The sequence below is a fragment of the Pseudoalteromonas sp. N1230-9 genome, from assembly GCF_032716425.1.
Classification (GTDB): domain Bacteria; phylum Pseudomonadota; class Gammaproteobacteria; order Enterobacterales; family Alteromonadaceae; genus Pseudoalteromonas.
The window spans coordinates 24,546-37,781 of sequence record NZ_CP090420.1 but is presented as its reverse complement, the minus strand read 5'-3'; the positions used below and the strand labels follow the sequence as shown (position 1 = coordinate 37,781).

Annotated in this window: 11 protein-coding genes; 2 read left to right on the top strand and 9 right to left on the bottom strand. The window is 39.8% G+C overall.

Annotated features, from left to right (window positions below):
- Positions 1-67: 67 nt before the first annotated feature.
- The 5 genes from LY624_RS17555 to LY624_RS17535 form a co-directional block, all read right to left on the bottom strand.
- Positions 68-595, bottom strand: a complete 528-nt coding sequence (locus LY624_RS17555; RefSeq protein ID WP_341804656.1) for a hypothetical protein — start codon at positions 593-595, stop codon at positions 68-70.
- Positions 596-718: 123 nt separating this feature from the next.
- Positions 719-1,699: an RHS repeat domain-containing protein gene (locus LY624_RS17550; protein ID WP_341804655.1), complete on the bottom strand. Its 981-nt coding sequence runs from the start codon at positions 1,697-1,699 to the stop codon at positions 719-721.
- Positions 1,700-1,893: 194 nt separating this feature from the next.
- Positions 1,894-4,149 (bottom strand): acyl-CoA dehydrogenase, encoded by a 2,256-nt coding sequence (locus LY624_RS17545; RefSeq protein ID WP_341804654.1) that lies wholly within the window; start codon positions 4,147-4,149, stop codon positions 1,894-1,896.
- Between the two features lie 252 nt (positions 4,150-4,401).
- The gene (locus tag LY624_RS17540) at positions 4,402-5,943 is read right to left on the bottom strand and encodes a phospholipase D family protein (RefSeq protein ID WP_341804653.1); all 1,542 of its coding nucleotides are present in this window, start codon (positions 5,941-5,943) and stop codon (positions 4,402-4,404) included.
- Between the two features lie 154 nt (positions 5,944-6,097).
- The gene (locus tag LY624_RS17535) at positions 6,098-6,292 is read right to left on the bottom strand and encodes a (2Fe-2S)-binding protein (protein WP_054554573.1); all 195 of its coding nucleotides are present in this window, start codon (positions 6,290-6,292) and stop codon (positions 6,098-6,100) included.
- Positions 6,293-6,713: 421 nt separating this feature from the next.
- Between LY624_RS17535 and LY624_RS17530 the strand changes: the two genes are divergently transcribed.
- Positions 6,714-7,412 (top strand): hypothetical protein, encoded by a 699-nt coding sequence (locus tag LY624_RS17530; RefSeq protein WP_341804652.1) that lies wholly within the window; start codon positions 6,714-6,716, stop codon positions 7,410-7,412.
- A 138-nt stretch (positions 7,413-7,550) separates the two neighbouring features.
- Here the strand turns inward: LY624_RS17530 and LY624_RS17525 are convergent, their stop codons facing one another.
- On the bottom strand, positions 7,551-7,958 hold the full coding sequence (locus LY624_RS17525) for a hypothetical protein (RefSeq protein ID WP_341804651.1): 408 nt from the start codon (positions 7,956-7,958) through the stop codon (positions 7,551-7,553).
- A gap of 293 nt (positions 7,959-8,251) precedes the next feature.
- Between LY624_RS17525 and LY624_RS17520 the strand changes: the two genes are divergently transcribed.
- Entirely contained in the window at positions 8,252-10,522 is a 2,271-nt protein-coding gene (locus LY624_RS17520; protein WP_341804650.1) for a CHRD domain-containing protein, read from the top strand.
- A gap of 74 nt (positions 10,523-10,596) precedes the next feature.
- On the opposite strand, the gene LY624_RS17515 is transcribed toward LY624_RS17520, so the two are convergent.
- The 3 genes from LY624_RS17515 to LY624_RS17505 form a co-directional block, all read right to left on the bottom strand.
- Complete coding sequence (locus LY624_RS17515) at positions 10,597-11,082, bottom strand: DUF6436 domain-containing protein (RefSeq protein WP_130152356.1); 486 nt, start codon at positions 11,080-11,082, stop codon at positions 10,597-10,599.
- A 13-nt stretch (positions 11,083-11,095) separates the two neighbouring features.
- A complete protein-coding gene (locus LY624_RS17510) occupies positions 11,096-12,562 on the bottom strand; it encodes a methyl-accepting chemotaxis protein (RefSeq protein WP_130152357.1) in 1,467 nt (488 codons plus the stop codon).
- Positions 12,563-12,638: 76 nt separating this feature from the next.
- A complete protein-coding gene (locus LY624_RS17505) occupies positions 12,639-13,193 on the bottom strand; it encodes an isochorismatase family protein (RefSeq protein WP_341804649.1) in 555 nt (184 codons plus the stop codon).
- Between the last annotated feature and the right edge of the window lie 43 nt (positions 13,194-13,236).

Below are 13,236 nucleotides of genomic sequence, written 5' to 3'. Positions count from 1 at the left end.
AGTGCGCAGTTTTACTGGGAGTGGCTGCGCGCTTGATTGTAATTGTCATATTCAGAGCCATTTCTATTTAGGTAAAATTTTCTAAAAAAGTTTTAGAGCTTTCTACAATTAAGGGGCTAAACCAAGCAAAGCCATCATTCATGGTTAACAACCAAGCTATAATAGATAGATTACTTATACCAACAACTAAGATGAACATGAAAGCAAATATATTGAATTTACTTTCAATCACCCCGTCTGAAGGAATGAAAAAAGCTGTGAACCATAAAAAGGACGAACCAACAAACCAAATAAGAAAAAAAGTAATATCCAATGTTAGTAGCTCACCATTTCTAAACATTATAATTACATAAAGCCCAGACAGAACCATTCGATAATAAGCATAGTAATACACTTTACTGAACTCGCAGAGCGATTGTTCATCAAGATATGTATCTGTTGATTTATACTCTTTTGCTATAAACCTAGAAAGTAAAATAGCAATTAACAAAAAGCACCCCGTTTGCATTGGTTCTATAAGAAAGATCCCTACTAGGAAAAATAAAGTTAAAATAAGAATATTTTTCCATTTTTGAGAAAATGAGAATATTGGCATTTTATGATAGTTACCTTGTTACCATGTTTTCGTATATAAACCTTTTGGGATCCAAAACTACACTTCCAGCAGGTTCATACTTGCTAGGTCCAGGCTTCGGTGTTGAATAAGGAACTTTTGGTTTCAAAAGTTCATCCGCAGCACTTCCTGGGCGCACAACCCCAGAAACATACTTATACAAGCTTCTTTCTGTTTTGTTGGAAGTTCGTTGAACTTTCTAAACTGCTTAAATGTAAATGAAGATATATTATAAATTATATGTCTCGCAGAGCCTGCAGCCCAAATTGAGGAGTAACCTGCTGCATACCCCTGATACTCCCTCATTCTTAATCTCATGATACTACGTGAAATGTCAGTTGAGGTTATTCGCCCTTGGTCGATAGCCTCTTTCTGACAAACAGAGTCGCAAGTACTAGTTGCCTGAATTGTATTTCCATCTTCATCCTCTTTAAAATCACTATATGAAGCATTTACACTTCCAAAGTATTCATTCGATATACCTCCTACCCTATCGATATCTAAATCAAAACCACTTAATTTAGAACTCTTCTCTTTGCTTGTTTCTGAAAAGCTATTGGGTTCGTTTATAGCTTCTTTTTGATTGCTTGTAGAACTCCCGATATCACTAATAGTTCCTTTATTTTTAGCTGTAACTTTTATTGAAGAGCTTCCATTTTTTTGTATCTGAGAATTAATTTTTTTGAATGCAGCTTCAGTCATTTTAACTGATTTTTCTTCACCACTCTTAGTTGTAACCACCGTGTCAATTGGGCATGTCCCGCTAGAAGCACAGACTGCAGAATACCCTGTTGGATCTACCCCCGCCAACGGATTATTCATTATGTAAGAATAAGGGTTAATGCTTTGGTCATTCGTTGGGCTTTGAATAACAGGGTCAACTGACATAAATCGACCAAGGTTATAATCGTACACCCGACCGTTCATATGAATAAGCTCAATATCATCCAAATGCTCATGGTCAGTAAAGCCACGTCGTGTTTTTGCATCTGCTAAGTCATTTAGCTTTGCGTTTCCAACCGGCATTAAGCCACCACTGGCTAAACATGGTTTACCAAATGGGTCATAGTTGCGTTGGGTGGTCACGCAACCATTGTAGTCTGTGATAATGCGCGCACTTTAAAGCGCTTTCTATGTAAGGATTGTAGTGCTTCTATTCTCTTTGTAACTCACCTAGATTGCGTATATTTATAAAGGAAGTTTAGATAATAAAAAACCCGTGCTAAACACGGGTTTTCGAAGATAAAGTCCTAATACTGCTCAGGACTTGCATTGTTGAATTACTCGTTTACCACACTTTTAAGTGGGTTAACTGGCTTTGCATTGTCATCCAGTAAGTTCATATCAAAGTCGAACTCATCAACACGAATCGCTTTTTCACGTTTCTTGTTGTAATCAATCAGTTTTGCATACTCTTCTTCGTTAATAACACTTGCCACAAGTGCATTATCAAGTGTTTCTGCAAAACGAACGCCTGGCTTGATAGTCTTAGCACGCAGTGCTTTTTTAACTTTTGCAAGTAAATCAAGGCATGCCATTTTCGCTTTGTACGCTTGCTCATTGATGTGATGACCATCACCTTCAATTGGTTTAACCAAGTGAGTGATTTGCGCTTTAAATGCCGTATCCATTTGCGCTTGAGTCGCAAGTTCACGGATTAAATCATCACTGATCTTAGGCATTTTCATTGAGTAGTTCATCGTAATGAAACGCATAAATTTACGAGTACCACTTGCAGGGAAGTTATCTAAGAACTTATGCAATGCTTCTTCAGCGCTTTGTAGTGCAAATCGAGTCGCATAATGGAAATAAGGCGCAGCTTGCTCACGTTCACTGCTTGCTACTTTTTGCTCGTAGTATTTAATCGACGCCATCGCTGCGTATAAGAAACTCATTACGTCACCTAAACGTGCAGATAACATTTCTGCTTGTTTAAGCTTGCCGCCAAGTACTAATAACGAGAAGTCAGCGTAAACTGCAAGTTTTGCAGATAGTTTATGTGCTGCTTTTTCGTATTCACGTACTTCTGGTAATGACGATTTAGCTCCCGCAGTAAACGGCAATACACCTAAGCGGAAAGCACGTAAACTGTTAGCTACGCTGTAGCCCACTGTTTTACGTAAAATGCTGTTGAATTCTTTATCTGCATTTTTGTCTTCGCTGTGGATAGACTCAACCATAGTTTGTAGATATGGGTGACAACGCATTACACCTTGACCAAAAATCATTAGGTTACGAGTAAGAATGTTTGCACCCTCAACCGTGATTGCGATTGGTTGTGCAACATAACCACTTGCTAATGTGTTTTGTGGACCATTTTGAATCGCTTTACCTGCTTGAATATCCATTGCTGAATCAAGCACGTTACGACCAATTTCTGTCATGTGGTATTTAGCAATCGCCGTGACTACAGATGGTTTTAAGCCCATGCCTAAACCTTCTGTTGTTAATACACGCATTGCTTCTTGAAGATACGTTTTACCTGCGATATCAGCAAGCTTCTCTTGGATACCTTCGAATTGACCAATCGCCAGACCAAACTGCTCACGTACTGCTGCGTACTCAGAAGCACCTTTGAATGCCACTTGTGATGAGCTAACACCTAGTGCTGGTAACGAGATACCACGGCCTGCACCTAAACAGCTAACCAGCATTTGCCAGCCACGGCCGATGTTCTTTTGACCACCAATGATGAAGTCCATTGGTACAAATACTTTTTCACCGCGAGTCGTACCGTTGTAAAAACGGATACCCATAGGATCATGACGATTACCAAGTTCAACACCTGGGTGATCTTTAGGGATAAGCGCACAAGTAATACCTAGGTTTTCTTTACCACCTAGTAGACCATCAGGGTCAACTACTTTAAATGCTAAACCTAATACTGTCGCAATTGGCGCGAGTGTGATGTAGCGTTTGTCCCAAGTAATTTCTAACCCTAACACTTCCTCGCCATTGAACTGGCCACGTTTAACAACACCAATATCAGGAATGCCACCCGCATCAGAACCCGCTTCTGGGCTAGTTAATGCGAAACATGGAATATCACGACCATTTGCAAGACGCGGTAAGTAGTGATCTTGTTGCTCTTTAGTACCAAAGTGAAGTAATAGCTCACCTGGGCCTAATGAGTTAGGAACCATCACGGTTACCGCAACCGCAGAACTCTTAGTCGCGATAGTCGCAACAATTGTTGAGTTTGCATAAGGGCTGAATTCTAAACCGCCGAATGATTTAGGAATGATAAGCGAGAAAAAGCGCTCTTTTTTCAAGAAATCAAGGATGTAGTCAGGAAGATGAACACCATTTTGAATTTCAGAATCATCAATCATTGATAATAATTCTTTCACTGGACCATCTAAGAATGCTTGCTCTTCAGCGCTCAGCTTAGCAGCTGGCACATCACGAAGTGCATCGAAATCAGGTTTACCTTGGTAGATTGAACCTTCTAACCAAACATCACCTGCATCTAACGCTTCTTGTTCTGTAATTGAAATACTAGGTAATACTTTTTTTAATTTTGTACGTAAGCTCATAATAAACTCATCCGACCAGATAGTAATACCTACATTACGTCATAAATTGAACAATAGATCAATTGGTCCAACCAGTTTTTTTAACATTTTTTTATATTTAATTTTCTTAATGATGCTAAGCACTTGAATATATTAAACTTACACATGTACGCTCAATTGGCATTTTTATCCCGAAAATATTAACAACTAAAGTTCGAATACAAAAAAGCCCAACTAAAAAAGTTGGGCCGAAGGTTAGGTTTGCAGTTATAGCTAGAGTTCATCCTCAATCGGGAACAGCGATATAAACCAAACTTGAAAACGCCGCCATGATGAGGTTTGTGGCTCTTTTTCAAACTGCTTGTTGTTTACTGTATCAAGCCAAATTAGCTGGTCATCGTTTGGATTCTTCAATTCTACTTTCCAAGCGTAGTCTGGCATTTTTTTATCAACCCAGTGCGCTAAAAAATGACTGAGTTTTTCACTATTAATTAATACGCCCATTTCAGTATTTAGGTCAAAAGAGCGCGGATCGAGATTCATGGTGCCAACGAAAATTTTCTTATCATCGACCGTCATTGTTTTTGCATGAAGGCTTGCCTGTGATGAGCCTGTCACCTTGCGCCCTGCTTTGCGTTTAATAGCAACTAAGTCGCTAGGTTTTAATTCCCAAAGTTTAACGCCACCACGAATTAAATCTGCACGATACTTCTTGTAACCCGCATGCACAGCAGAAACATCAGTCGCTGCTAATGAGTTAGTCAGTACGGTAACATCAACCCCTTTTTTTACCCAACTGGTAAGCAACTCAACGCCCTGTTCTTTAGGGATAAAATATGGTGAGACTATAATTGCTTTATGCTCTGGTTGACCCATCTCTTTGAATAAAGATGGCGACATATTAGCTGATTTTTCACTCACATCATTGAGCAGCTTATCAGGATGGTCGAAGAATAAAGTCGACTCTTGCCAATCAAACTGGATCTCATCGTTTTGTAAACGCTTCACAAACTCACTTTCACGAAGTTGCTCTACATAGTTGCTGTCTTGGTTTTGCAAAACATAGGTTCGTAAGCTTTCTGTGATATTAACGAGAGATTGTTCATCACGACTGCCATGCAAATCTTCAACGGGGTACGATAATTGATGATTCCAATATAAATCAAACGCTTTTGATGCTTTGGGTACAATGTCACCTGCGCTCATTACGTCTAAATCAATAAACTCTGAGTGATCTTCCGCGGAAAAATATGCATTACCAATATTTCTGCCGCCAGTGATAAAAACTTTATTATCAACAATAAAGCTTTTGTTATGCATTCGTCTTGAAAGCAGGCTGTAATTACTCACAAAACCCAATGCTCTAAAACGGCGATTAGGAAACGGGTTAAATAATCTCACTTCAATATTGGGATGGACAGCCAACGCTGCTAAATCAATTTCACTATCGGCTTGAGATAGGTCATCAAGTAATAATCTTACTCTTACTCCGCGATCAGCCGCTTTGAGTAAAAAAGCGGTGAATAAAATTGTTGTTTGCTGCCTGTGATATAAATAATACTGCACATCAATGGTGTGCTCTGCAGAATCAATGAGCGCCAACCTTGCAACAAAGGCATCAACTCCATCTACTAAAGGATAAAATCCTGATAAACCAGGATGAACATTCCCCACTGCATCTCCTATTGTACTGGGTGTATCAGCTGCAATAGCATAACTTGGTTGGATAGACTCCCTAGAAGGTAATTGCGCACAGCCTGCCACTACCATAAAAAAAATTGCACAAAAAAGATATTTGGGAGAGTCAATTATCATGGCTTCCTACCAGTGACTGTGTGATACACACATTGCTTTGATATAACCCTAATAAATGAGGGGGTTAAAAGCAAATAAAACGCGTACGGAAGTGATAAAGATAAGTAGGAAAGGTAAGAAAAATTGTTAAATAAACACGTTTAAGAGCAAATAATTATGCTACTTGCTCTGTGATGTCTGCAATTTCAATGAGCTTACGGTTAAGAATCTTTTTACAACAACCGCAACATTTACCACATTGGCTACCAACTTGTAGCTCTTTTGACAGATCGCGCATCGTCATTGCGCCATCATCAATTGTTTGTTCGATTTTTTTATCAGTCACACCATGACATAAACAGATATACATGAATGCAAACCACTCTCATTTCTCTTGATGGTCAGCATATTAATCTAAACGGTAATAGTTCGCAATAGTGTTTTAGTCAAAATTTGTATAACTTTCATACTGGAACCTCCTAAATGGCATACAGCTGAAAATTTCTTCTTATATTTTGAGTGGTTAGTTGATGACGAGTACACAAAAAATTTTCAACGTTTAGATATGTTTTAGCTTATGAGAAAAGAGGTTATCAGGTTTTGTAAAGGATTTAACGAATAGCTGAGCTTGAGTGAACAACTTTGAATGACAAGGCATACTCACTTTCAAGGGTTCAGTGTTAAGATAATAAACTCTTTATAAATAACAAACGATAGTTAACACGTTAGTTGATAATAAAACTCTGTTTTTGCTATTTTATCTCAAATGCTTGATTTTTAAACGAGGACACATGGAAGCGCCTACTATTGAATTAACACGCGACAATTTTAAATCCATCTTTTTTCAGACTTTGATAAAAACAAAAGTGCAGCCTGAGATACCTATTTTAAGATGTGCTGTGCCCTTACCTAAAGCACAAAGATTACAAGCAAAAATAATCACTGCCGCTATTTTGATTATCGCATGTCTACTTGTTTGGCAAACACAATCCGGTGCAGTCGCTATTGGCGCTGCGATCGTTACCTATCTTAGCTACTTTTTAATTCAGATGTTTATCGCCAATAAACGTTACTTTATTCAAGAGTCCCCACTATGCGAAATTAAAATTAACCAAGAACAAATTTACTTACCAGCTCTTTTATTTGATGACAGAAAAGCACGGATACTTGAAAGAGAGGATTTACTTAATGTTGAAGCCGTATGGAATTTCACACGCTCTAAAAGCGGCTACGACATTAACGACCCAGAGCCAAGGCGAGCTTACCTATTTTCTGTTATTTTTAAAACTCGTTATGGTAACTCGATTCCTTTAAATGACTGGAGTATAGAGCATCCTGAACTATTCAAAACACTTGTTGAATATAATTACCCAGTAACCATGATAAGAACAGCCAAACGCGGGTCACCTATAACGATTCACACTAAATGGTTCTTCCTATTTGTTTTTATATGTATTCTCATACATTCACTTATAAAGTATGTTATTTAGCGAACGTAATAAATATGCAATTGACAAAGCAACTGCAAATTACCAGTACTCTGCCTACGGTTACAGCGATAAAATTTTGTAGCTGGATGCTGAAACAATGCTTTCTTACAAAACATATCTGAAGAGACCACCACTTACTTATGCTTTATTATTAAACAGCATGCCAGAGTGAATACTGGACGTAGGTGCGAATAAAGAGTTAATCATCGTAGAAACATTCCTTTTTACTGTAAGCTGAACTGCATTAATTTCTTCATCAAGCTGTTTATTTAACTCTAGTAACTGACTTTCTCGTTGTTCTGGAGCTAGGTCTTCGTTACTTGTTAAACTATCAATCTTATTTTGTAGCTCCTTTATTTTAACTACTAACTCTTGCTGTGTTTTTGATTTCGCTTGCGTATCTGGGTCAGGGGCAACATCAGTTTCTTGTTGTTTCGAGCGTGGATGGTTTGCAGCCTTTTCACTCTCGTTGTTTAGCTCATTTTTATTTTTCTGGCCTAATAATGACTCTGTTAGTAATGAAGGTGTGTATGAAGTTAGCTGCATAGTTTTCCTATCGTGAATTTTTTGACGTTTAACTGAGAAATTAAAATAATGCATAGCCCGTACCTATATCAAAACCTATCAGCACTAAATTAAGTTGCTATCTCTGTTCAAATTATCTTTGCATATAATTGCTATCTAACTTTTACTTCTTAAACTCGTCAAAAATCAATCCTAAAGGAGTGTGTTTTAACTTTTCAATAACCTTTTGTGATCGCTTTTTAAACACCTATCGTAAGCCTTATTGAAATGGACACGTCGTACCGTCCGAACATACGAAGATATAAGGAAGAACGATGAAATACATACTCTTGGTAAGCAGCTTACTTTTCATCACTGCGTGTAGCGATGATGACGACGATAATGAAGTGATTACCCCTCCCCCAGTACAAGAATTTAGCCCAAGTAAGACCTACTCTGTCACTTTGAGCGGTAAGCAAGAAGTACCAATGAATAACTCAATGCAAACCGCCACAGCAACCGTAGAGCTTGATGAAAGTTTAATGCAATTTCGTGCAACGCTAGATGCAAGTTCAGTAGAAGGGTTTAGTGCTGCGCACATTCATGATGGTGATTTGGGTGAGAATGGCGACGTTGCATTTGCATTTGAAGCAACAAGCGAAGGTATGTATGAAGTGGCTATTACCGATCTTAATGAATCCCTTATCGAAGATCTGATGGAGGGTGATTGGTATATCAACCTCCATACTGAAGCATTTGCAGACGGCGAGTTACGCGCACAAATAGTGCCTGATACAACTAGCATCATCACTTTCGCCTTAAATGGTGAACAGCAAGTTCCCATGAACGACACCGATGCGATGGGTTACGGTTACGCATCTTACGACAGTGCCAGTACAGAACTTAAACTCCGCGCAGTCACTATGGGTGTAGATGATGCAACAGCAGCGCACATCCACACAGGCAAATTAGGTTCAAACGGTGATGTGTTTGTGGTTTTAGAGCAAGACGATGAAATTTTGACTGATTGGGTGGTGCCTGAGGGCACCACCATTGACAGTGATACCCTTACGGTGCTCTTAGATGGTGGACATTATGTGAATATTCACACGCCTGAATTTGCGAATGGCGAAATTCGCGGACAAATCCTGACGGATAACTACGCAGTGGCAACGTTTGATCTTAGTGGTGAGCAAGAAGTGCCTATGGTGACCACCATGGCCAGTGGTGATGGTTATGCATTAGTAGATACAACTGACTACAGCGTAGAACTCACGGTTGTTACTTCAAACTTAGACGATGCAACTGCAGCACATATCCACACAGGTCGAATTGGCAGTAATGGTGATGTACTCGTCGCTCTTGAACAATCAATGGATGACAGTAATATTTGGATGACTCCTGCAAATACTATGATAGATGCTGATATTTTTGCTGTACTTGCATCCGGAGGTCATTATGTAAATGTTCATACACCTGATAATGCTGGCGGAGAATTACGAGGTCAAATACTTACCAACAATTTCGCATTCACAAGCTTTACACTCAATGGCGAGCAAGAAGTACCAGCTGTGACCACCAATGCCAGTGGTGAAGCGTATGCTCTCATTAATATGAATAATTACGACCTCGAACTTCGTGTAAATACAACAGGCGTAGATGACGCAACAGGCGCTCATATTCACACAGGTCGAATTGGTACAAATGGTGATGTACTTGTGGCACTTGAGCAGTCAACAACTGATGCCGGCACTTGGGTAACACCTGCCAATACGATGATAAACGCAGATATTTTTGCAGTGCTCGCTTCAGGTGGTCACTATGTAAATGTCCATACACCTGCCAACACAAGTGGTGAAATTAGAGGTCAAATTCTGACGGATAATTATCAATTAGTGACTTTTCCATTAACTGGTATGCAAGAAGTACCCGCAGTCGATACCATGGCGTCAGGCAGCGGTTACGCACTGGTCAATATGGATAATTACCACATAGAGTTAAGAGCATTAACAGAGAGTGTAAGTGATGCAACAGCAGCGCATATCCACACTGGCCGCATCGGTATGAATGGTGATGTACTTGCAGCATTAGAGCAGTCAAGCGATAACATGAACCTATGGCAAACACCTGAAAACACCATGATCGATGCAGAAACGTTTGCAATACTCGCATCAGGAGGCCATTACGTTAACGTGCACACACCGGCGAATCCTAGCGGTGAGTTACGTGGGCAAATTTTAACTGATAACTATGTATTTGTGACCTTCCCACTAAGCGGCGCCCAAGAAGTACCAAGTGTTGTGACAGACGCATCTGGTGATGGCTATGCATTAGTGAACACCCATGATTACAGTGCTGAATTACAAATACTCACCTCTGGCGTGAGTGACGCCAGCGCAGCGCATATTCATACTGGTGTAGCCGGTGAAAATGGCCCTGTATTAGTTGGCCTTGTGCAAGATAGCGATGATATGAATCGCTGGATGAGCAGCACCGGCTTGATGATTGATGCCGATATATTCTCAGTACTCGCTTCTGGCGGTCATTATGTAAACGTACATACGCCTGCTAACCCGAATGGGGAAATTAGAGGCCAGATCCAATAATCAATTCCTAACCCTGTTAATCCTAGTTGTTCTGAGGCCAATGTAACTTTGGCCTCTTTTCGTAAAAGGTGAATTCAACCTGTCTTGCAATAACACCCTTCGGCATTCGAATTAACGAACTGACTATTAAAGCCAGCACGTAAATTTTTAATTACCAACTCAACAAAACCGTTCTGACTCGAGCACGCTAAGCCTTTTGATAATGGGCCTGCATATGCCAGCTCTTGATTATCTGAAATAAGCACAGCAGCGGGTTGCGCGGGTATAAGTAAAGACAAAGCCGTACTCGGGGCTAGTTTTACGACTTTTACCCCCTGCTCGATAGCATAGTCTGTTAAGCTCTGAATGTGCGCCTGTGAGCGCGCGGAACAGACACAGGTGTTTTCATCCACAATATACAAAGTATCGCCTTCGACTGCATTAAGCCCAACGGTATTTTGAAACAATGACAACCAGTTTGGTTGCGACAGCGTGTTATCAGGGTCAAATGTGTCTGTTTGCTGGGTGTAAGCAAAGACTAAAGTAGCAACCACAATGATAACCCATAAAAGGGTTGCCACTGTTAATCTTATGCTATTTGAATTTAGCAATACCTTGCTCCAGCACATCAATACTGACATCAATTAACTGCACACGATCAGTTAGCTTTTCAATCATATGGTTATCATTCTCTTGATTAGCAATTAAGGCTTGTGAGTTCTCGGCTATTGCACGGGTGTTACCCGCTTGATTTTGCACTACATGCGCAACCGATTGTGAGCTTGTAGCGGCACTGTTTACTTGCTCCGTCATTTCTGTAATTTGTTGCTTCATTTGCGTGCTAATTGCCGATAGTTGCTCAATCAAAGTGACACTCCCTTGCATTGATTGAGTCGATGAAGCACTATTTTGCATCAAACTTTCAAGGGTTGTCGTTATTTTATCTGTGGTGTGTTTGCTACGCGTTGCAAGGTTTCTAACTTCATCTGCGACCACAGCAAAACCACGCCCCTGCTCACCGGCACGAGCCGCTTCAATAGCTGCGTTTAAAGCAAGGAGATTGGTTTGCTCAGCAATCGATGAAATCTCATTCAGTAAGTCTGAAATATGGCTACATGCACTTACTAATTGTGCAATGTTCTGATCTGCCTCTTTAAGATTATTAGCCAGTTCAGCGGTTTTATTGTCTGTATTCGCCACCTCATTTAATGCCTCGCTCGCACTTAAATGAAGCTTTTCAAACTGGGTTTGTAGTTCATTACTTTCTTGCTCAACATGGGCAAAGCCTTCAGCAACGCGCTCCCCTGATTGTGCAATATCGGCCGATAACTGCTCTCGGTGCAGTGCTTGTTGGTGCAGTTCATCATGTACTTCAAGCAATTGTTTAGACTGATTTTTTAAAACGCTACTTTGGCTTTGTACATCACCAATTACACTTGAAACAAAACCAAGAAGACGATTAAAACCCGCCACCGCTTCACTGTGACTTTCATCGGCTCTTAGACTAATATTAATGCTGTTTTCATTCGCCATAATTTGCTCTGTAGTATTACTTAACGAGAGCCCTGCACTACGTTCACGGTGCAATGTTTTAGCGATGTAGCCCGCAACAATAGCTTCCACGATGGCATACACTGCATGGATAAGTACGGTACTAAAATATAATCGGTCAGGGTCAAAAACATATAAACCCATTTCATTGATTTGTAAAAAATAAAAGCTCAAATGATGAACGGCTACAAATGCAAGTGCGGTAATAAACACTCGCCACTCAACAAACATGATTAGCACAGCCATCAATATAAAAATTTCAAAGTGAACTTCAATAAGTCCATAGCTTTGTTGGATGTGTAAAAACGAAAACATCATGCAGCCGGCAGCAACCACATGAGCGGTCAATTTGCTACCTGGGTAGCGGTACAGCATCCAAAGCGGCAAAGACAGCAAAAGTAAGCCTGTGACCACACCGGTTAACAAGGTTGAGTAGATAAACCCTAAGACCAAAGACTCTACAAATAAAAGAAGAAACAAATACGTAAAAAGACGGCGCACACTCGTCATAGTTAAAGCCTTAATTATTAAATAATTTACAAAAATACAATTAACCGAGCCTATACGGTTTGATGCGTATCATGGTTCACTTTATTAATGGCAATAATGCTCTAAATTGTTGAGTTCCTGCTTTTTCTAACCATTGAAATAACACACTTTCGGTACATGTTATTATAGCTCCAGCCTGTGTAAGTTGCTTTGTTGCTATGTTTTTATGGTGTGAGTTACGCGATGCGATAGCGTCATCCACAATAAACAATTTAAAACCGGCAGCTAATAAATCCAAACACGTTTGTAAAACACACACATGCGCTTCAGTTCCTGCAACAACAATTTGGGGACGATTAAAGCGCGATAGCGACTCTATGAAGTTTGGCTCTAAACAGGCACTAAAATGTATTTTTTCTATGTTACAGCTTGTTGCCATAAAGTGAGCAAGCGATGGGTCGGTTGCGCCCAGTTTTTCAGGGTTTTGCTCCGTAAAAACCACTGGAATATCAAAAAGAGATGCCCCTGTTAAAAGCTTTTCGGTATTATTAACAACCTCTGCAAACTCGCTAATAACAGGAGATAGCCCTGCTTGTTCATCAATGATAAGTAAAATAGTTTGCGTTTTTTGACATATAAATGGGTGACGCATAAAAGGCCTTGGTCATTTTTAATTAAAGTATTTATAGCACATA

Excerpts from the sequence above, each read along its gene's own strand:
- LY624_RS17555 (WP_341804656.1), bottom strand. The coding sequence starts at position 595 with ATGCCAATATTCTCATTTTCTCAAAAATGGAAAAATATTCTTATTTTA.
- LY624_RS17545 (WP_341804654.1), bottom strand. The coding sequence starts at position 4,149 with ATGAGCTTACGTACAAAATTAAAAAAAGTATTACCTAGTATTTCAATT.
- LY624_RS17540 (WP_341804653.1), bottom strand. The coding sequence starts at position 5,943 with ATGATAATTGACTCTCCCAAATATCTTTTTTGTGCAATTTTTTTTATG.
- LY624_RS17535 (WP_054554573.1), bottom strand. The coding sequence starts at position 6,292 with ATGTATATCTGTTTATGTCATGGTGTGACTGATAAAAAAATCGAACAA.
- LY624_RS17530 (WP_341804652.1), top strand. The coding sequence starts at position 6,714 with ATGGAAGCGCCTACTATTGAATTAACACGCGACAATTTTAAATCCATC.
- LY624_RS17525 (WP_341804651.1), bottom strand. The coding sequence starts at position 7,958 with ATGCAGCTAACTTCATACACACCTTCATTACTAACAGAGTCATTATTA.
- LY624_RS17520 (WP_341804650.1), top strand. The coding sequence starts at position 8,252 with ATGAAATACATACTCTTGGTAAGCAGCTTACTTTTCATCACTGCGTGT.
- LY624_RS17510 (WP_130152357.1), bottom strand. The coding sequence starts at position 12,562 with ATGACGAGTGTGCGCCGTCTTTTTACGTATTTGTTTCTTCTTTTATTT.
- LY624_RS17505 (WP_341804649.1), bottom strand. The coding sequence starts at position 13,193 with ATGCGTCACCCATTTATATGTCAAAAAACGCAAACTATTTTACTTATC.